We start from the raw sequence: 18,579 nt of genomic DNA, 5'->3' as shown, positions 1-18,579 counted from the left end.
CCCCCGTAGGGACCACATAGACCGGACCGGGGCAGGCAGATGGGGCCGGCCCCGGTCCACCAAACCGCTGGTTCACTACCCGGTTGTTCAACAACGGCAAGCCACAGAGTGCAATGAAACTGACGCAGGCGCCACAACTGCCGGTGCTTCCCCCGGCGCACGATAGGAACGAGAATATGGACACCATCGCCGCACAGGAAAAGGGAGTGCAGCAATGTTGGATCTGATGCCTTCACTGAAGGAATGGCGGCCCGCCGCCACCGGGCAGCGCTGCGCACTGGCCACCGTGGTGGGGGCCGGCGGATCCGTACCCCGGCCCTTGGGCACCTCCATGCTGGTGTCCGAGGCCGGCGACGTCCTGGGGAGCCTGTCCGGCGGCTGCGTTGAGGGCGCCGTCGTGGAGGCGGCGCTGGCGGCAATGCACGACGGCGGCACACGCCGCGAGTTTTTCGGCTACAGCGCGGAGGACGCGTTCGCCGTCGGGCTCACCTGCGGGGGAGAGCTGGAGATCCATATCGAACCCCTGGGCGCGGCGCCCGGCGCGCTCCGGCTGGAAAGCCTGCGGCTCCTTGCCGGTCAGGGATCCGCCAGCGCACTCGCACTCATCCGCAGGGTGGACGCCCACGGGGGCGGCGCCGTCGTGATTCCGGACCCGGCAAGTTTCCAGGCGGAGCATTCCACGGAACTCGCGGCGCTGCTGGGCCTGACCGGGCTGGGAGCACCCGCGGCCGGGCATCTGATGCTGGCGGCCGCCGCCCAGCTGGAACCCCTGCTGCGCGGCGGCCGCACGGGCCTGGTCCGGCTCGCCCCGCCGGAAGGCTGCCTTTCCGGCGCAGCCGTGCCGCCTAACGCCCCAACCAGCCCGGCCACCGTACCGGAGCCCGTCACACTCCTCGTAGAGAGCCGGCTGCCCCCTGCGCGGCTGCTGATCTTCGGAGCCAACGACTTCGGCGCCGCCCTGCTGCCCGCCGCCCAACTGCTGGGCTACCACGTGACCCTCTGCGACGCCCGCCCGGCCTTCGCCGGCCAGTCACGGTTTGCCGGGGCGGACCAGGTGGTCACTGCCTGGCCGCACCGCTACCTGGCTGAGGAAGCTGCGTCAGGGCGCATCGACGCCCGTACCGTGGCGTGCGTCCTGACCCACGATCCCAAGTTCGACATCCCGCTGCTGCACACCGCGCTGGGGCTTGACCTCGCCTATGTGGGCGCCATGGGATCGCGGCGCAGCCACCGGCAACGCGTCGATGCACTGCTTGCCGCCGGGGTAGGCCCCGAAGACCTGTCCCGGCTACATTCGCCCATCGGGCTGGACCTCGGCGCCGTGACCCCGGCCGAAGTGGCCGTGTCCATCACCGCAGAACTCGTGGCCAGCCGCAGCCGCTCGGCCGGTGCCTCCATGCTGGCGGCGTCGCTGAAAGACGGCGCAGGCCCCATTCACAGAACCGGCCCCGTTCACGAAACCGGACCCATTGACAACGTCAACACCGCGCAACACCAGGAGACCCCATGGACATGAACACCATCGAGGCCGTGGTCCGCACCGAGGACCCGGCCGAATGGCGCGACGGCGATGCCTGGCTGGCCGGCGGAACGGTGCTCTTCTCCTATGGAAGCCTTGCCTTCGGCAAAGAACCGCTCCGCCGTCTGCTGGACCTCGGCTCCGCCGGCTGGCCCGCCGTCACGGTGACGGACGCGGGCATCGAGCTCGCGGCGACCTGCACGGTGGCGGAGCTGTACGCCCTGCCCGGGTCCGCTGCCGCGGTGGACCAGGCCGCTGCCTGGCCCGCCTTGGACCTCATCCGCCCCTGCTGCGACTCCTTCGTGGCCTCCTTCAAGGTGTGGAACATGTCCACCGTGGGCGGCAATCTCTGCACCGCGCTGCCCGCCGGCCCCATGACCTCGCTCTGCGCCGCCCTCGACGGAGTGGCCACGGTGCTCGGGGCGGACGGCGCCAGCCGGACCGTCCCGGTGGCGGAGTTCGTCACGGGGGACGGGCGCAACTGCCTGGCACCCGGCGAGCTCCTCCGCAAAGTCCACCTTCCGGCGTCGGCCCTTGCCGCCCGGGTGGCTTTCCGCCGGCTGTCGCTGAGCAACCTGGGACGGTCCGGGGTGCTGCTGCTCGGAAGGCTCGACGACGACGGCACCCTGGTCCTGACCGTCACGGCCGCCACGAAACGCCCCGTGCAGCTGCGCTTTCCGGCCACCGCGGCGGTCTCCGCGGCTTCCCTCGTAGACGCGCTCGACGCCGCCATTCCGGCGGAGCTCTACCACGATGACATCCACGGCCTGCCCGCCTGGCGGAAAGACATGACGTACCGGCTTGCCGAGGAAATCCGGGCAGAGCTGGCAGCCCCTGCCGGGGTTCCGCCGGTCCGTGTCTCCGGGGATTTCTGGCCGCCGCAGCGAAAATCACCACAGCACGGTTCACCACAGCAAACGTCTTCACCGCAGGCTTCGTCTCTGCAGGAAGGGGCCTGAGCATGGCCAACGACACCACCCGCGCCATTGAAATCAACGGCGTCCAGGCCGAAGCCGCGCCGCGCCCCGGCCAGTGCCTGCGCACCTTCCTGCGCGAACAGGGCAACTTCGGCGTCAAGAAGGGCTGCGACGGTGGCGATTGCGGTGCCTGCACCGTGCACGTGGACGGCACTCCCGTGCACAGCTGCATCTACCCGGCCGTTCGGGCCGAAGGGCACTCCGTCACCACGGTCGAGGGCCTGGCCGGCACCTGTGGAACTGCCGGCGCCCTCCACCCGATGCAGCAGCAGTTCCTGGACCGCCAGGGATTCCAGTGCGGATTCTGCACCGCCGGCATGGTGATGACGGCGGCCACGTTCGACGAGGAGCAGAAGGAAAACCTGCCCCGGAACCTCAAGGGAAACCTGTGTCGCTGCACCGGCTACCGGGCCATCGAGGATGCCGTGTGCGGCCAGGAAGGACACCCGGACCCCAGGGGCCCGGGTTCGGGCATCGCCGGCGAAGGCCAGCCCGAGCCCAAGCCGGGCCAGCTCGGAGACGACGTTCCCGCCCCTGCCAGCCTTGCGGTGGTCACCGGGAAAGCCCGCTATACCCTGGACGTTCCGGCAGAGGAGCTGCAAGGGCTACTGCACCTGAAGCTCCTGCGGTCACCCCACGCCCATGCGCGGGTCGTCTCCATTGACTCGGGCGCGGCGCTGCAGGTTCCAGGCGTCGTGGCCGTCCTCACCCACGAGGACGCTCCGGCGCAGCTTTTCTCGACCGCCCAGCACGAGCTTTACACCGACGATCCGGACGATACCCGCGTCCTGGACAACGTCGTGCGGTTCATCGGACAGAAGGTGGCTGCCGTCGTCGCCGAATCCGTGGCGGCGGCGGAAGCCGGCGTCCGCGCCCTCACAGTCGAGTACGAGGTGCTCGACGCCGTCTTCACCCCCGAGGACGCGATGCGCCCAGGTGCCCCCGCGATCCACGGGGAAAAGGACGCGGTCACGGCCCGCATCAGCCGGCCCGGGCAGAACGTCGTGGCAGAGCTGCATTCGGAACTCGGCAGCGTGGCAGCCGGGTTCGCCGAGGCCGACTTCATCCACGAACAGACATACCGGACCCAGCGGGTGCAGCACACCGCACTGGAGACGCACGCCGCGATCGCATCCGTGGACGGGGAAGGCCGGCTGCAGGTCCGCACCTCCAGCCAGGTCCCGTTCCTGGTCCGGCGCACCCTGTCCCGGGTCTTCGATATCCCGGAAGAACAGATCCGCGTGGTGGCCGGCCGCGTGGGCGGCGGCTTCGGCGGCAAGCAGGAGGTGCTCACGGAGGACGTGGTGGCACTGGCTGCGATGAAGCTGAAGCGGCCGGTGCAGCTCGAATTCACCCGGACGGAGCAGTTCACGGCCGCCACCACCCGGCACCCGTTCACCATCCACCTCAAGGCCGGCGCCAGGAGGGACGGCAGGGTCACCGCGCTGCAGCTGGACGTGCTCACCAACACGGGCGCCTACGGCAACCATGCCCCGGGCGTGATGTTCCACGGCTGCGGCGAATCACTCGGCGTGTACAAGTGCGCCAACAAGAAAGTGGACGCCCACGCCGTGTACACCAACACAGTCCCGTCGGGCGCGTTCCGGGGCTACGGCCTCAGCCAGATGATCTTCGCCATCGAATCCGGCATTGACGAGCTGGCCACCGGGATCGGGATGGATCCGCTGGAGTTCCGCCGCCGCAACATGGTCCTGGAGGGCGACGACATGCTCTCCACGCATCCCGAGCCCGAGGAAGACGTGCACTATGGCAGCTACGGGCTGGACCAGTGCACGCGGCTGGTGCAGGGTGCCCTGGCCCGCGGGTTGGAACGGTACCGTGCCGCCGGACTGGACGACCTGGGCCCGGACTGGGTCACGGGCGAGGGGACCGCGCTGTCCATGATCGACACCGTCCCGCCGCGCGGCCACTTTGCCCACTCAAAGCTCCGGCTCCTTCCGGACGGAACGTACGCTGCCGACGTCGGGACCGCCGAATTCGGCAACGGCACCACCACCGTCCATGCGCAGCTCGCGGCCACCGCGCTGTCCACGACGGCGGGGCGCATCACGGTGCGGCAGTCGGACACGGACCTGGTGCAGCACGATACCGGCGCGTTCGGCTCGGCCGGAACCGTGGTGGCAGGCAAGGCCACGCTGGCCGCGGCCGAAGAACTCGCCATCCGGATCCGGGCGTTCGCTGCCGGCATCCGTCAGGTCCAGTCCTCCGGCTGCGTGCTGGAGGATGACGCTGTGGTGTGCGAAGGAACGCGGGTGCCGCTGACGGAAATTTTCGACGCCGCCGAGGCCGCCGGCGTCGAACTCGCCACCGAGGGACACTGGGGCGGCACGCCGCGCTCGGTGGCATTCAATGTCCAGGGCTTCCGCGTGGCCGTAAATACGGGCACCGGCGAACTGAAGATCCTGCAGAGCGTCCAGGCCGCCGACGCCGGCGTGGTGGTCAACCCGCGGCAGTGCCGCGGGCAGATCGAAGGCGGGATCGCGCAGGCCCTCGGCGCTGCGCTGTACGAGGAAGTGAAGGTGGACGCCGGCGGAAAGGTCACCACGGACATCCTGCGGCAGTACCACATCCCCACTTTCGCGGACGTGCCCCGCAGCGAGGTCTATTTCGCCGAGACCAGCGACAAACTGGGCCCGCTGGGGGCGAAATCGATGAGCGAAAGCCCGTTCAACCCAGTGGCGCCGGCGCTCGCCAATGCCATCCGGAACGCCACCGGAGTGAGGTTCGCCGAGCTGCCCATCGCCAGGGACAAGATCTACCTTGGTCTGAAGGAAGCAGGCGTCGCCTCGCGATTTGAGAGCGCTAACGGCCTATAGTCGGATGATGGAAAAGCGAATATTGGGCAAGACCGGACGGAACGTCTCCATTGTTGGCCTGGGGACCTGGCAGCTTGGCGCGGACTGGGGCAACGTGGACCCTGCGCAGGCGCAGGCCATCCTGGCTGCATCCGTGGAAGAGGGCGTCACGTTCTTCGATACTGCAGACGTTTATGGCGACGGCCGCAGCGAGCAGGCCATCGGCGCGTTCCTGGCCGATAACCCGGGCCTGGACATCACGGTGGCCACAAAGATGGGCCGCCGGATGGAGCAGCGGCCGGAGAACTACAACCTGGCCAACTTCCGCGAGTGGACGGACCGGTCCAGGCGGAACCTGGGCGTGGAACAGCTGGACCTGGTCCAGCTCCACTGCCCGCCCACCGCCGTGTACAGCAACGCGGAAGTCTACGATGCGCTGGACACACTGGTGGCCGAGGGTGCTATCCGGAACTACGGCGTCAGCGTGGAGCGTACCGACGAAGCCCTTGAAGCCATGCGCCACCAGGGCACTGCCACCGTGCAGATCATCCTCAACGCTTTCCGGCTCAAGCCGCTGGACGACGTGCTGCCCGCGGCGGAGGCTGCCGGGGTGGGCATCATCGCCCGCGTGCCGCTCGCCTCCGGGCTGCTCTCCGGAAAATACACCGAGGATACCTCCTTCGCGGAGAACGACCACCGGAATTACAACCGCACCGGCTCTGCGTTCGACGTCGGGGAGACCTTCTCCGGCGTGGACTTCGGGCAGGGCCTCAAAGCCGTGGCCGAGTTCGAGGAACTGGTGCCCGACGGCGTCAGCACCGCACAGGCGGCCATCGCCTGGATCACGGCTCAGAACGGGGTCAGCACGGTGATCCCGGGTGCACGCAACGTGGACCAGGCGCGCTCCAACGCTGCAGCTGCGGATGTCAGCGGAATCGATGCCACGTTCGACGTCGGTGTCCACGAAATCTACGACCGCTACTTCCGCGAATCGATCCACCCGCGCTGGTAGCGCGCAGGATTCCTTGACGGTCAGGGGCACTTCGGGAGCGGGGAAATTGGCCGATGACCAAACGTTCGGATTACAGGGCGGTGCTGGAGTCGCTCCCCGCTGACCAGGTGGTGGCCTACCTTAACCACGAATCCGGCCTTCCCGGCCCCCGCGGCAACATAGAACTTGCGGAGGCATTCGCCGACGTGGCTGACCCCGCCCTGATCCGAAGGTGCGCGGAGAGCCAGGACGAATTCCTGGCCACCTGCGGCGCCGTCGGCTTTGGCCGTTTACTTGCCGACGGCGAGCCGCAGGCTGCGGAAGTGTTGAGGTCGCTGGCAGCGGATTCCCGCTGGCGGGTGCGCGAGGGTGTGGCGATGGCCCTGCAGCGACTCGGCGATGCGGACATGCCGGCATTGTGGGCCGTAACCGATGACTGGGTGGATGGCCCGCTACTGGTGCAGCGCGCCGTGGCGGCCGGTATCTGTGAACCCCGGCTGCTCGCCAATCCGGACGATGGCCGCCGGGCGGTGGAGGTCCTGGACCGGATCACGGCGTCAGTCCAGGGACTGGGGCCCCAGTCCCGGCGTGCCCAAGAGTTCCGCGTGCTGCGGCAGGGGCTGGGGTACTGCTGGAGTGTTGCCATTGCGGCGGCACCGGCGGAGGGCTTCCACCGGCTGGAAAGGTGGGCGGCCAGCGACGACAAGGATGTGCGCTGGATCGTGCGGGAAAACCTCAAGAAGGCACGCCTGGCCCGGGCCGACCCGGCAGCTGCCGAGCAAGTGGCCGCCGTCCTGGAACGGACAGCTCGTTAGTCCGCCGGATACCACACCCGCTCTCCCTCGACGCGTGCAAAGGAAGTCAGGGTGTGGGGTTTGGCGGACTTTTCGGTCATGATGTCCAGCACCTGGACGTTGCGGACCAGGAGTGCGTCACCGATCAATGAGCGGTGGCAGCGCCACGGGACCGCCTCAGCGCACATGATCGCCGCGTTGTTGGTGCGCCCGCGTTCCATCAGCTGATCGATCGCTGACGAGAACTCTTCGGTCTGCATGTAGTCCGCATACCCCCGGAAAGACGCGTTCCGCCAGGCGCCGTTGGAGCTGTCTTTCCGGGCGTGCCGCAGTCCGCCAAGGGATTCCATCCGCCGGTAGGTGATCCCGCTGGCGCGCACGCTCGCCGCCAGGGCGCCCTCGTTGAACTGCGGATTGTGCCGCGACTTCGCGACGGTGCGCACGTCGATCAGCTTCTTGATGCCGTGGGCCTTGAGGATGCCGACGAATTCGTCGATGGCATGAGTGGAGTGCCCCACCGTGAAGATGGTCATATCCGTCATGCCCCCATGCTACGGCGGCGGCCCGGATATTCTGGTTGCCCGACCAGCTGCCAAGGGAAACGGCATGGAATGACTTCATCGGCAATCGATGCCTTCATCGAGCGGCTCGCGGCCGTGGCAACAGGGCCGGGGTGCAACAACTTCTTCGACCACGCCGTCCCGGAAAATGCGCAGCGCCGGCGGAACCTGGGGATCTACCTGCAGGAAATGCTGGACCGATCCCCGAAAGTGCTGCTGGTGGGGGAGGCCCCCGGCTTCAGGGGCATGAGGGTCACCGGTGTTCCCTTTACCAACCGCACCATGTTTGAAGGTCCGCCCAATAGCTTTGGCCTGTTCGGGCCGGGCAAGGGATATGTGCTGCCGGCTGAAGCAGCCGGCGTCGCAGCCGAGCCCACCGCAACAGTCATGTGGCAGGTCCTGGCCGAGCTGGAAGTCCTGCCCCTGCTGTGGAGCGCCTGCCCGTGGCATACGCACGTGCCGGGGCGTCCGTTGTCCAACCGCACACCGAAGCCGGCCGAGGCAGCACTCGGCACTCCTTTTTGGCAGGCACTGACAGAGCTCTTTCCGATCGAAACCGTGGTGGCCGTAGGCAATGTGGCGCACCGCAGCCTGCACCGGAGCGGCCTGGACGTGCCGAAGATCAGGCATCCAGCCCATGGCGGCCGGTCCGGCTTCAAACGCGGACTGGAGGAGTTGCTCGCAGCGGGAATGCGGCCCTGAGCCGCTAGCCGAGAAGCCCCAGCTGCTCAGGGGTGTCGAGGTCCCCGCCGCCGGACTGGTCGCTGCAGTCCACCAGATCGATGAGCTCGGGGTGGGCCTGCAGGAAATGACGGGCTCCGGCGTCGCCTGTTGCTGATTCAGCCGCGTCGGCTCGCAGGCCGGCGTCCAGCAGCAGCGGATGGCCGCGCCGGAGGACACCGTCCTCACCGCGGTAGGCGGCGGCAGTCACCCGGCCGGGCGCGTGGGCTGCCAGGAGCCGGGACACGGTTTCCGGAGTCAGGCCGGGCTGGTCCACCAGCGCGACCAGCACATGGTCGTCAGCTGCCGCTGCGGCAACTCCCAGCCGGAACGAACCGCCCATCCCGGACTGCCAGTCCGGGTTATGGACGACGGTGTACGGGGCCAGGTCGGCGGTTTCGCGGACCCGGACCGCGTCGGCCCCGAGGACGATCACGACGTCGCGGCATCCGCCGTCGAGCAGCACCCCGGCGATCACGTCCACCAGGGTGCGGCCGCGGAACGGCAGCAGGGCCTTGGGGCCCCGCCCCAAACGGGTGCCCGCGCCGGCGGCGAGCAGCACCGCCGTCGTACTCCGTTCCCGTAAGTCAGCCATCGCTCCAGCCTATCCAGCCACATGACAGTTGACGGCAGTGTTCCGTACGGAACACTGCCGTCAACTGTTGTATCGATGAGGCGGTCAGGCGTCGCCGCCGGCTCCTCCGGTGGTTCCGGCGTTCACGTCCAGGAGTTTGTAGCGGTCCATGGCGTACGACGGCGCCCCCTCCTCCACGTCGCCCCTCGCCGCGAGCATTTGCAGCGTCTTCACCACGATGGAGTGGGTGTCGTTCTTGAAGAAGCGGCGCGCTGCGGCGCGGGTGTCGGAGAAGCCGAAGCCGTCCGCGCCGAGCGAGGCGAACTGGTTCGGGAGGAACTGGCGGATCTGGTCCGGGACGGCCTTCATGTAGTCCGAGACCGCAACGACCGGGCCTTGCGCATCAGCCAATTGCTGGGCCACAAACGGAATCCGGGCCGGTTCGCCGGGGTTCAGGAAGGCTTCCTCCTCGGCGGCGAGGCCGTCGCGGCGGAGTTCATTCCATGACGTGACGGACCAGACGTCCGCGGAGACACCCCAGTCCTCGGCCAGGATCCGCTGGGCTTCCAGCGCCCAGGGCACCGAAACGCCCGAGGCCAGGATCTGGCTCTTGGGACCTTCCGCACCCGACGCCGATACCCGGTAGATGCCTTTCAGTACACCGTTGACGTCGAGGTTCTCAGGCTCGTTGGGCTGGGTGATGGGTTCGTTGTAGACGGTGAGGTAGTACATCAGGTTTTTATCGGATGCAGCTCCGGTTCCTTCGCCGCTTGCGGCCCCCGGTCCGTACATCCGCTCGATGCCGTCGCGGATGATGTGGCCCATTTCGTAGCCGTAGGCGGGGTCGTAGGTGACGACGGCCGGGTTGGTGGCGGCGAGGATGGGGGAGTGGCCGTCGGCGTGCTGGAGTCCTTCGCCGGTGAGGGTGGTCCGGCCTGCGGTGGCGCCGATGATGAAGCCGCGGGTCATTTGGTCCGCGGCGGCCCAGAAGGCGTCGCCGGTGCGCTGGAAGCCGAACATGGAGTAGAACACGTAGACCGGGATCAGCGGGACGCCGTGGGTGGCGTAGGCGGTGCCGGCGGCGGTGAAGGCTGCGACGGCGCCGGCTTCGTTGATGCCGGGGTGGATCAGCTGGCCCTGGGCGGATTCCTTGTAGGCCAGGACCAGGTCCCGGTCCACGGAGAGGTAGTTCTGGCCGCCCGGGTTGTAGATCTTGGCCGTGGGGAAGAACGCGTCCATGCCGAACGTGCGGGATTCGTCCGGCACGATCGGAACAATCCGGTGCCCGAACTTCTTGTCGCGGAGCAGGTCCTTCAGGAGCCTGACGAAGGCCATGGTGGTGGCGGCCTGCTGCTTGCCGGTGCCGCGCTTGGCGACGTCGAAGGTCTTGGCTTCGGGCAGTTCAATGGCCTTGTGGTCGGGGCGGCGCTCGGGCGTGTAGCCGCCGAGTGCCGCGCGGCGCTCGAGGAGGTAGGCGATCTCCGGAGCCTCGGCGCCGGGGTGGAAGTACGGCGGGCTGTACGGGTCCTCCTCCAGCCGGGCGTCGGAAATGGGGATCCTTAGGTAGTCCCTGAATTCCTTGAGGTCGTCGAGGGTGAGTTTCTTCATCTGGTGGGTGGCGTTGCGGCCTTCGAAGTGCGGGCCGAGGCCGTAGCCCTTGACCGTTTTGGCCAGGATGACGGTGGGTTTGCCCTTGAATTCGGTGGCTGCCTTGTACGCGGCGTAGACCTTGCGGTAGTCGTGGCCGCCGCGCTTGAGGTTCCAGATCTGGTCATCGCTCAGGTCCGCGACCATGTCCTTGGTCTGCGGGGTCTTCCCGAAGAAGTGTTCGCGGACGAACCCGCCGGATTCGGCCTTGTAGGTCTGGTAGTCCCCGTCCGGGGTCTCGTTCATGATCTTCACCAGGGACCCGTCGTTGTCCTTGGCCAGGAGGTCATCCCATTCCCGGCCCCAGACGACCTTGATGACGTTCCAGCCCGCGCCGCGGAAGAACGCTTCGAGTTCCTGCATGATCTTCCCGTTGCCGCGCACCGGCCCGTCCAGGCGCTGGAGGTTGCAGTTGATCACGAAGTTCAGGTTGTCCAGGTTCTCGTTCGCGGCGAGCTGGAGCAGGCCGCGGGACTCGGGCTCGTCCATTTCCCCGTCGCCCAGGAACGCCCAGACCTGCTGGTCGGAGGTGTCTTTCAGGCCGCGGTTGTGCAGGTACCGGTTGGACTGGGCCTGGTAGATCGCGTTCATCGGCCCGATGCCCATGGACACGGTGGGGAATTCCCAGAACCCGGGCATCAGCCGCGGGTGCGGGTAGGAGGACAGGGCGTGGCCGGCCTTGGACTTTTCCTGCCGGAACCCGTCCAGGTCCTCCTCGGTCAGGCGTCCTTCCATGAACGCCCGGGCGTACATGCCCGGGGAGGCGTGGCCCTGGAAGAAGACCTGGTCCCCGCCGCCGGGGTGGTCCTTGCCGCGGAAGAAGTGGTTGAACCCGACCTCGTACAGGGTCGCGGCCCCGGCGTAGGTGGAGATGTGCCCGCCGACCCCGATGTTCGGGCGCTGGGACCGGTGCACCATGACCGCGGCGTTCCAGCGCATGTACGCCCGGTAGCGGCGCTCGTATTCCTCGTTGCCCGGGAACGGTGCTTCCTGGTCCGCGGGAATGGTGTTCACATAGTCCGTGGTGGTGACCATCGGAACCCCGACGCTCTGGGCGCCGGCACGCTGCAGGAGACTGCGCATGATGTACTGGGCACGCTCGGTGCCCTGTTCCCTGATCAGCGTATCCAGGGACTCAATCCATTCGGCGGTCTCTTCCGGATCACGATCAGGCAGCTGGTTAGTCAACCCGCTGAGGATATGGGAGGTATCTTCTCCTGCAGCCATGGCAGCCTCTTTTCATCTTTGAATGTGTGGGCTCTGAGTTTTCGTATTGTGAGAAAACATTCTTGCCATTCGAGATTATGCAGAAGCGGCCGGGCGGTCAAGGCGGCCGTGCGATGCTGACTCCGGGGCAGGGGGAAAGCTCCTGCGGACGGATTGTGACAGTCTGATGCGCCGCGACGCCCTTGACCATAAGGTGACCCAGGTCATAAAGTTATTCCACTCCTCAAAACCAAATTTCCATCTTGTGGAATTACTCTCTCGGAAGCAATGGCTTCCCCCATCACCGTCCCTAGAACTGGAGAACCAGATGCAGACGACCCCATCAGTCGGCGTCGAAACGGATTCCGGCCCGACAGAGTTGTCGGACCAGCCGGTCCATCCCGCAACGGGCGTCGAAGCCCTGTGTGAAACAGCGAGCGCCGCGTCCGGGCGCACCATCAGCCCCAGCCTGTACAACATCGACCTTGCTCCGACGAAGCGGGAAGGCCGCCGCTGGACGAGCTACAGTATCTTCACCCTGTGGGCCAACGACGTCCACAGCCTTGGAAACTATGCCTTCGCCATCGGGCTTTTCGCACTGGGCCTCGGCGGCTGGCAGATCCTGCTGGCCCTCGGCGTCGGTGCCGTCCTCCTGTTCGGGCTCCTAAGCTTCTCGGGGTTCATGGGCGTCAAAACCGGAGTGCCGTTCCCCGTCATGAGCCGGATCAGCTTCGGCATCAGGGGAGCCCAGATCGCCAGCCTCCTGCGCGGTGCCGTGGCCGTGGCCTGGTTCGGCATCCAGACCTACCTGGCGTCGGTGGTGCTTCGCGTCATGCTCGTGGCCATGGTTCCTTCGCTGAAGGAGCTGGACTCCAACTCGATCCTGGGGCTGTCCACCCTGGGCTGGGCCGCCTTTGTGTTCCTCTGGATCGTGCAGCTGATCATCGTCAGCTTCGGCATGGAAATGATCCGCAAGTACGAGGCTTTTGCCGGGCCCATCATCCTGGTGACCATGGCGGCCATCGCCGTCTGGATCTTCATCGAAGCCGGCGGCTCCATTGCCTGGTCTTCGGACAACGCCCTCGAAGGGGCGGACATGTGGCGCACCATCTTCGCCGGCGGCGCCCTGTGGGTGTCCATCTACGGAACTTTCGTCCTGAACTTCTGCGACTTCACCCGGTCCGCCGTTTCCAAGAAGGCAGTGGTCCGCGGCAACTTCTGGGGCATCCCCATCAACATGCTCCTCTTCGGCGCCATTGTGGTGGTCATGGCCGGCGGCCAGTTCAAGATCAACGGCACGGTCATCCAGAGCCCGTCGGACATTGTCCAGACCATACCGAACACCTTGTTCCTGGTCCTGGCGTGCCTCGCGCTGCTCATCCTGACCATCGCCGTGAACCTGATGGCAAACTTCGTGGCCCCGGTCTACGCCCTGACCAACCTCTTCCCGAGGCACCTGAACTTCCGCAAGGCGGCCTGGGTCAGCGGCACGATCGGACTGATCATCCTGCCGTGGAACCTGTACAACAATCCCCTCGTGATTGTGTACTTCCTCGGCGGCCTCGGAGCGTTGCTCGGCCCGCTGTTCGGTGTCGTGATGGCCGACTACTGGCTGCTGCGCCGCGGCCGGGTCAATGTCCCCGAGCTTTACACGGCTGACCCCGCCGGAGCCTACTACTACAAGAAGGGCGTGAACCCCCGGGCGATCATCGCGCTCGTCCCGGCGGCCGTCGTCGCGCTCCTGATAGCCTTCGTTCCGGCGCTCGAGGCAGCCGCCCCCTTCGCCTGGTTCTTCGCGGCCGGCATCGCCGCAGTGGTGTACTACTTCATCGCCGACCGCTCGCAGCGGCTCGAAGATGTCGACGGCGAATCCATCGCCGTCGCGAGCACGCACTGACGAACGCCACCCGGCCCCACAGACAACGGAAGAAACAACCATGCGCATACTTGTCGCCAACGTGAACACCACGCAGTCCATGACCGACTCCATCGCCGCCCAGGCGCGGTCCGTCGCGGCACCAGGCACCGAGATCGTGGGGCTCACGCCGCGGTTCGGCGCGGACTCCTGTGAGGGGAACTTTGAAAGCTACCTCGCCGCGATCGCCGTCATGGACGCCGTGGTCAACTACCCGGAGCCGTTCGACGCCGTTATCCAGGCCGGGTACGGAGAGCACGGACGGGAGGGGCTGCAGGAGCTCCTGGACGTCCCCGTCGTCGACATCACCGAGGCGGCGGCCTCCACGGCGATGTTCCTTGGCCACAAGTACTCGGTGGTCACCACCCTTGACAGGGCGGTTCCGCTCATCGAGGACCGGTTGAAGCTGGCCGGCCTCGATGCGCGGTGTGCCTCGGTGCGGGCCAGCGGGATGGCCGTCCTGGAGCTGGAAGAGGAGCCGGAGCGGGCTGTCGAAGCGATCATCGAGCAGTCGCTGGCGGCGGTGCGTGACGACAAGGCCGAGGTGATTGTCCTGGGGTGTGGCGGGATGGCCGGCCTGGACGAGGAGATCCGCAAGCGTGCGGGCGTCCCGGTGGTTGATGGAGTGGCGGCCGCCGTGACCATCGCGGAGTCCCTGGTGCGGCTGGGGCTGTCCACGTCCAAAGTCCGGACCTACGCCAGCCCGCGGCCCAAGACCGTCATAGGCTGGCCCGTAACGGCAGCGGACGTGCCCGCTGCGCCGTAGCCGCGGCCCTGGCGGTCCGGCCATCAACGCAAGGAGCGACGAATGACTGCAACCCACCGGCCTGTACCACCCCACCGGCCGGGGCCGGTCGCCGTCGTGACCGGTGCAGGGTCCGGGATCGGCCGGGCGGTGGCGCGGCTTATGCTGGCCGAAGGCTACCGCGTGGTGCTGGCCGGCCGCCGTGAGGCTCCGCTGCTGGAGTCCGCAGCAGGTCACCGCCAGGCACTGGCGGTGACCTGCGATGTCACGGTGCCCGACGACGTCGAACGCCTTTTCGCCACGGCCCTCCGGAAGTGGGGGCGGGTGGATGTCCTGTTCAACAACGCGGGGGTCTTCGGCCCGGCTGCGTCGGTGGACGAAATCAGCGTGGCGGACTGGGATGCGGTGGTGGCGGTGAACCTCACCGGTTCCATGCTGTGTGCCGCCGCTGCGGTGCGGGCGATGAAGGCCCAAGAGCCGCAGGGCGGCCGGATCATCAACAACGGCTCCATTTCCGCCCATTCCCCGCGGCCCCGGACCGTGGCGTACACGGTGACCAAGCACGCCATGACAGGCCTGACCAAGAGCATCGAACTGGACGGCAGGGATTTCGGCATCACGTGCGGCCAGATCGACATCGGCAATACCGCCACGGACATCATGGGCACCATCGGAGTGGACTCCGGCGCCCTGCAGGCTGACGGCAGCCGCCGCGTGGAGCCCACGTTCCCGGTGCAGGACGCCGCCCGCGCGGTGCTGCTGATGGCAGGCATGCCACCAACGGCCAGCGTCGGCTCGGTGGTCATCACGGCAGCAGGAATGCCGTTCATCGGCCGCGGCTAACAACAAGAAAAGCCATACTTTCCGCTGCGTAGGCGGACGTTTGGGCCGGGGTTTCCCCGGACAGGCGTCCGTTTCCGCAGCGGATTTTGTATGCCCAAAAAATCCCATATGATTCCACACTGTGGAAATTGAATTTCCTCTTGCGGAATAATATGAGCGGGGTTACTTTGGAAACAGACCCCGATCTCCGGGGCTGTTCCCGATTGATAGGTACAGATCAATGAAGATCCCAGACTCTGCGGCGCTGAAGGCGAGTTCGGCGCCGTCGAAGAAGAAGCCCCTGTATAGGTCGCTCTTCTTCCAAATTCTGATCGCCGTTGTGGCAGGTGTTCTTATCGGACATTTCTGGCCGGACCTCGGCTCGCAGCTGAGGCCTCTCGGTGATGGATTCATCCAGCTCATCAAGATGATCATCGCGCCGCTGATTTTCCTGGTGATTGTCACCGGAATCTCGGCCGTAGGCGACGTCAAGGCGGTCGGAAGGGTTGGAGTCAAAGCCCTTCTCTACTTCACCGCGGCCACGCTCTTCGCGCTGGTCTTCGGCCTGATCGTAGGCAACATCGTCCAGCCCGGTGCCGGGCTGAACATCGATCCCAGCACGCTCTCCCAGGAAGCGTTGAACGCGAAAACCGGCACCACGCCGCCGAAAGACGCGGCCCACTTCATCCTGGACATCATTCCCACCAGCGTGATCGGTGCCTTCGCGAGCAACAGCCTCCTGCAGGTCCTGTTCTTCTCCGTGTTCTTCGGCGCGGCCATCGTGGTCATCGGACGCGAGCGCTGCATGCCGGTCATCAGCCTCATGGAAACTGTCCTGGAGCTCATCTTCAAGATCATGTCCTGGATCATGAAGGTGGCGCCCATCGGTGCCTTCGGAGCTATGGCATTCATCATCGGCCAGTACGGCCTCGGTACCCTCGGCACCTACGCCAAGTTGATTGCAGCCTGCTACGGCGCCGCCGTCGTCTTCATCGCGCTGTTGTTCCTTGTCGCCTGGGGCTTTGCCCGGGTTCCGCTCTGGCATTTCCTGAAGTACACCCGCGAAGAGTTCCTGCTGGCGCTCGGAACTGCCTCCACCGAGGCTGTTATGCCGCGGATCATGACCAAGCTGACCAATGCAGGCTGCTCACGGGCGACGACCGGCCTGGTGGTTCCCACCGGCTATTCGTTCAACCTCGATGGCGCCGCCATCTACCTTTCCATCTCCCTGCTCTTCCTGGCGCAGGCTTTCGGCCACAACCTGGACCTTGGCCAGCAGTTGGCCGCCCTCGGCGTCCTGCTCCTGACCTCCAAGGGCATGGCCGGAGTGCCCGGGTCCTCGTTCCTCGCCCTGTCCGCCACCGCAGCCGCCTTGGGAATCTTCCCGGTTGCCGGCGTGGCACTGCTCCTTGGCGCAGACCGTCTGATGGATTCCATGCGGGTTGTGGTCAACCTGCTGGGGAACTGCGTAGCCACGTTCGTGGTCTCCAAATGGGAGGGCCAGTTCGATCGCGGCGTCATGGTCCGTGCGTTCCGCGGCGAAATCACCAATCACGACTCTGCCATCATGCTCGGCGTCGAGGATGACTTCGAGGACCAGGAGCTCGAGCGGATCAGCGGCGGAGAGGCTCCGTCGCCCAAGTTCCGCGGCGGTCCCAACCCCGAGGATATCCCCGGATTCCAGATGAGCCGGCCCGGAGGCCGTCCGGCCCCGCATGAGCGCAGCTCGGCCGCTATCAACCACGAATAGGCGCCGTCCGTCCAAGCTGTAGAGCCCCTACACCGCACCAAACGCAGCCCCGCCCCGGGAATCACCGGGGCGGGGCTGCGCGTTGCCGCCGCCAGCGTCCGGCCGACGTCGGCTGGAGCAGGGGCTACAGCGGGAGAAGTTCCGACAGGTCCGCCCGCAACCCCGATGCCGCCACTTTCCCGGATGCCACGGCGTCGGCCCAGCCCATCTGGCCGGTGGCCATCGCAAGCCAGGTTGCGGCGTCGCACTCGATGACGTTAGGGGGAGTTCCGCGCGTGTGCCGCGGTCCTTCCACGCACTGCGTGACGCCGAACGGCGGAACGCGCACCTCCACGGAGTTGCCCGGCGCCCTCGCCGTGACCTCCTCCAGGGTGTAGCGCACCGCCGTCGCGGTCACGGCACGCGGAACGCCCGACGCCGGTCCGCCCGACGCCGGTCCGGCGGCTTCCAGCCACGCGGCCAGGGCGGCGCGGCCTTCTTCGATATCAATGCGTCGACGTGAAACAGCCATGTCAGTCCAGGAGCGCCGAGACGGCATGGCCCAGCCGGATCTTGCCCACAGGCCGTCCGCCGCCGAGGACGGGTTCCACTACTTTTTCCAGCACGCTGGAGACGCCCGGGATGTCCACGGCGCCCGAGGCGGCCAGCAGGGTCAGGCCCACCAGCGTGGTGGCGCGCAGGTTTCCGTCCAGCACCTTGATGGCCACGGAAACGCCCGTGGTGGTGGCCATGGCAAGCACGCCTTCCGCACCGATCTTGGCGATGATCTCCAGTTCGTCCATCACGATGGTGTTGGGCTCACCCTTGCCCTGGACTGCCCACGGGTAGTCGAGCATGGAGGTCGCGATGGTGGCGGCGCGCGCATTGGAATTCTTGTCCCCGGGGGCCTTGGCCAGCCGCGAGTAGGCCCGTGCCAGCCCGGTCAGGGAGATGGCCGCCACCGGAGCGCCGCAGCCGTCGATCCCCAGGTGCGCGATCCGCTCGCCGGAGTATTCCTCGATTGCGGAGCGGACGCGCTGCTGCAGCGGATGGTTGGGCTCAAGGTAGCTGTGTGTGTCCCAGCCGTTTTCCGTGCAGGCCCACAGAAACGCGGCGTGCTTACCCGAGCAGTTGAACGCGAGCTTGGACCTGCCCTGTTCGGACCGGATCAGCCAGTGGCGGGCGTTCTCGTCCTGCGGCCAGGCAGCAGGGCACTGCAGCTGCTCCTCCTTGACCCCCGCGGCCTTCAGCATCCCCTCCACGACGTCCATATGGTCCAGGGAACCGGTGTGGCTGGCGCAGGCCAGGGCGACCTGTGCGCCGCGCAGGGGAACCCCGGACTGCATGGCCGCCAGGGCCTGCAGGGGCTTCAGCGCCGAGCGGGCGTAGATGGGGGTGGTGATGTCGCCGAGCTGCGTGACCACCGTTCCGTCGGCGGCAAGGACCACGGCTGAGCCGATGTGCCGGGATTCGACGAAACCGCTTCGTTCCACGACTGCCAGTTCGACGGCGGACTCCACTGTGAATGTGGCATGCGGATTTTCTGGCATGGCTAAAGTCTATG

At 66.8% G+C, this 18,579-nt stretch carries 15 protein-coding genes; 10 read left to right on the top strand and 5 right to left on the bottom strand.

Annotated elements, in window-relative coordinates; translation table 11 throughout:
* Positions 1–214: 214 nt before the first annotated feature.
* From ARTH_RS17350 to ARTH_RS17330, 5 genes are read left to right on the top strand one after another with little or no spacing between them, the layout of a single operon-like run.
* Positions 215–1,516: an XdhC family protein gene (locus ARTH_RS17350; protein WP_011693247.1), complete on the top strand. Its 1,302-nt coding sequence runs from the start codon at positions 215–217 to the stop codon at positions 1,514–1,516.
* On the top strand, positions 1,507–2,478 hold the full coding sequence (locus ARTH_RS17345; protein ID WP_011693246.1) for an FAD binding domain-containing protein: 972 nt from the start codon (positions 1,507–1,509) through the stop codon (positions 2,476–2,478). Before ARTH_RS17350 ends, ARTH_RS17345 begins: the two co-directional genes overlap by 10 nt.
* A 2-nt stretch (positions 2,479–2,480) precedes the next feature.
* Positions 2,481–5,333 (top strand): molybdopterin-dependent oxidoreductase, encoded by a 2,853-nt coding sequence (locus tag ARTH_RS17340; RefSeq protein WP_011693245.1) that lies wholly within the window; start codon positions 2,481–2,483, stop codon positions 5,331–5,333.
* Between the two features lie 7 nt (positions 5,334–5,340).
* On the top strand, positions 5,341–6,324 hold the full coding sequence (locus ARTH_RS17335) for an aldo/keto reductase (RefSeq protein WP_043431023.1): 984 nt from the start codon (positions 5,341–5,343) through the stop codon (positions 6,322–6,324).
* A gap of 53 nt (positions 6,325–6,377) precedes the next feature.
* On the top strand, positions 6,378–7,118 hold the full coding sequence (locus tag ARTH_RS17330) for a hypothetical protein (protein WP_011693243.1): 741 nt from the start codon (positions 6,378–6,380) through the stop codon (positions 7,116–7,118).
* On the opposite strand, the gene ARTH_RS17325 is transcribed toward ARTH_RS17330, so the two are convergent.
* Complete coding sequence (locus ARTH_RS17325; RefSeq protein ID WP_011693242.1) at positions 7,115–7,639, bottom strand: DUF488 domain-containing protein; 525 nt, start codon at positions 7,637–7,639, stop codon at positions 7,115–7,117. The two genes, ARTH_RS17330 and ARTH_RS17325, sit on opposite strands and share 4 nt — an antisense overlap.
* 69 nt (positions 7,640–7,708) lie before the next feature.
* Here ARTH_RS17325 and ARTH_RS17320 point away from each other — a divergent pair, with 69 nt between their 5' ends.
* Positions 7,709–8,359: a uracil-DNA glycosylase gene (locus ARTH_RS17320; protein WP_011693241.1), complete on the top strand. Its 651-nt coding sequence runs from the start codon at positions 7,709–7,711 to the stop codon at positions 8,357–8,359.
* Between the two features lie 4 nt (positions 8,360–8,363).
* Here the strand turns inward: ARTH_RS17320 and nboR are convergent, their stop codons facing one another.
* Together nboR and aceE are read right to left on the bottom strand one after the other, a co-directional pair.
* The gene (gene nboR / locus ARTH_RS17315; RefSeq protein WP_043430020.1) at positions 8,364–8,972 is read right to left on the bottom strand and encodes a nicotine blue oxidoreductase; all 609 of its coding nucleotides are present in this window, start codon (positions 8,970–8,972) and stop codon (positions 8,364–8,366) included.
* Positions 8,973–9,056: 84 nt separating this feature from the next.
* On the bottom strand, positions 9,057–11,825 hold the full coding sequence (gene aceE, locus ARTH_RS17310; RefSeq protein ID WP_011693239.1) for a pyruvate dehydrogenase (acetyl-transferring), homodimeric type: 2,769 nt from the start codon (positions 11,823–11,825) through the stop codon (positions 9,057–9,059).
* 307 nt (positions 11,826–12,132) lie between these two features.
* Between aceE and ARTH_RS17305 the strand changes: the two genes are divergently transcribed.
* The 4 genes from ARTH_RS17305 (at position 12,133) to ARTH_RS17290 (ending at position 17,036) form a co-directional block, all read left to right on the top strand.
* Positions 12,133–13,701, top strand: a complete 1,569-nt coding sequence (locus tag ARTH_RS17305) for an NCS1 family nucleobase:cation symporter-1 (protein WP_043430018.1) — start codon at positions 12,133–12,135, stop codon at positions 13,699–13,701.
* Positions 13,702–13,741: 40 nt separating this feature from the next.
* Positions 13,742–14,485 carry an aspartate/glutamate racemase family protein gene (locus ARTH_RS17300; RefSeq protein ID WP_011693237.1) on the top strand — a complete coding sequence of 248 codons (744 nt, stop codon included), beginning with the start codon at positions 13,742–13,744 and terminating at the stop codon, positions 14,483–14,485.
* Positions 14,486–14,527: 42 nt separating this feature from the next.
* Positions 14,528–15,307, top strand: coding sequence for an SDR family oxidoreductase (locus ARTH_RS17295; RefSeq protein WP_011693236.1), 780 nt, complete (start codon positions 14,528–14,530; stop codon positions 15,305–15,307).
* A gap of 220 nt (positions 15,308–15,527) precedes the next feature.
* On the top strand, positions 15,528–17,036 hold the full coding sequence (locus ARTH_RS17290; RefSeq protein ID WP_011693235.1) for a C4-dicarboxylate transporter DctA: 1,509 nt from the start codon (positions 15,528–15,530) through the stop codon (positions 17,034–17,036).
* 124 nt (positions 17,037–17,160) lie between these two features.
* On the opposite strand, the gene ARTH_RS17285 is transcribed toward ARTH_RS17290, so the two are convergent.
* Positions 17,161–17,547, bottom strand: a complete 387-nt coding sequence (locus ARTH_RS17285) for a sterol carrier family protein (protein WP_043430016.1) — start codon at positions 17,545–17,547, stop codon at positions 17,161–17,163.
* 1 nt (position 17,548) lies between these two features.
* A complete protein-coding gene (locus tag ARTH_RS17280) occupies positions 17,549–18,565 on the bottom strand; it encodes an asparaginase (RefSeq protein WP_011693233.1) in 1,017 nt (338 codons plus the stop codon).
* Between the last annotated feature and the right edge of the window lie 14 nt (positions 18,566–18,579).

The organism is Arthrobacter sp. FB24 (assembly GCF_000196235.1).
In the GTDB taxonomy this organism is placed as follows: Bacteria; Actinomycetota; Actinomycetes; order Actinomycetales; family Micrococcaceae; genus Arthrobacter.
The sequence above is the reverse complement of the archived record's forward strand: the minus strand, read 5'-3'. Positions and strand labels throughout refer to the sequence as shown.

Bases quoted from the DNA above. Each gene is read 5' to 3' on its own strand.
- ARTH_RS17350 (WP_011693247.1), top strand. From the start codon at position 215: ATGTTGGATCTGATGCCTTCACTGAAGGAATGGCGGCCCGCCGCCACC.
- ARTH_RS17345 (WP_011693246.1), top strand. From the start codon at position 1,507: ATGGACATGAACACCATCGAGGCCGTGGTCCGCACCGAGGACCCGGCC.
- ARTH_RS17340 (WP_011693245.1), top strand. From the start codon at position 2,481: ATGGCCAACGACACCACCCGCGCCATTGAAATCAACGGCGTCCAGGCC.
- ARTH_RS17335 (WP_043431023.1), top strand. From the start codon at position 5,341: ATGGAAAAGCGAATATTGGGCAAGACCGGACGGAACGTCTCCATTGTT.
- ARTH_RS17330 (WP_011693243.1), top strand. From the start codon at position 6,378: ATGACCAAACGTTCGGATTACAGGGCGGTGCTGGAGTCGCTCCCCGCT.
- ARTH_RS17325 (WP_011693242.1), bottom strand. From the start codon at position 7,639: ATGACGGATATGACCATCTTCACGGTGGGGCACTCCACTCATGCCATC.
- ARTH_RS17320 (WP_011693241.1), top strand. From the start codon at position 7,709: ATGACTTCATCGGCAATCGATGCCTTCATCGAGCGGCTCGCGGCCGTG.
- nboR (WP_043430020.1), bottom strand. From the start codon at position 8,972: ATGGCTGACTTACGGGAACGGAGTACGACGGCGGTGCTGCTCGCCGCC.
- aceE (WP_011693239.1), bottom strand. From the start codon at position 11,825: ATGGCTGCAGGAGAAGATACCTCCCATATCCTCAGCGGGTTGACTAAC.
- ARTH_RS17305 (WP_043430018.1), top strand. From the start codon at position 12,133: ATGCAGACGACCCCATCAGTCGGCGTCGAAACGGATTCCGGCCCGACA.
- ARTH_RS17300 (WP_011693237.1), top strand. From the start codon at position 13,742: ATGCGCATACTTGTCGCCAACGTGAACACCACGCAGTCCATGACCGAC.
- ARTH_RS17295 (WP_011693236.1), top strand. From the start codon at position 14,528: ATGACTGCAACCCACCGGCCTGTACCACCCCACCGGCCGGGGCCGGTC.
- ARTH_RS17290 (WP_011693235.1), top strand. From the start codon at position 15,528: ATGAAGATCCCAGACTCTGCGGCGCTGAAGGCGAGTTCGGCGCCGTCG.
- ARTH_RS17285 (WP_043430016.1), bottom strand. From the start codon at position 17,547: ATGGCTGTTTCACGTCGACGCATTGATATCGAAGAAGGCCGCGCCGCC.
- ARTH_RS17280 (WP_011693233.1), bottom strand. From the start codon at position 18,565: ATGCCAGAAAATCCGCATGCCACATTCACAGTGGAGTCCGCCGTCGAA.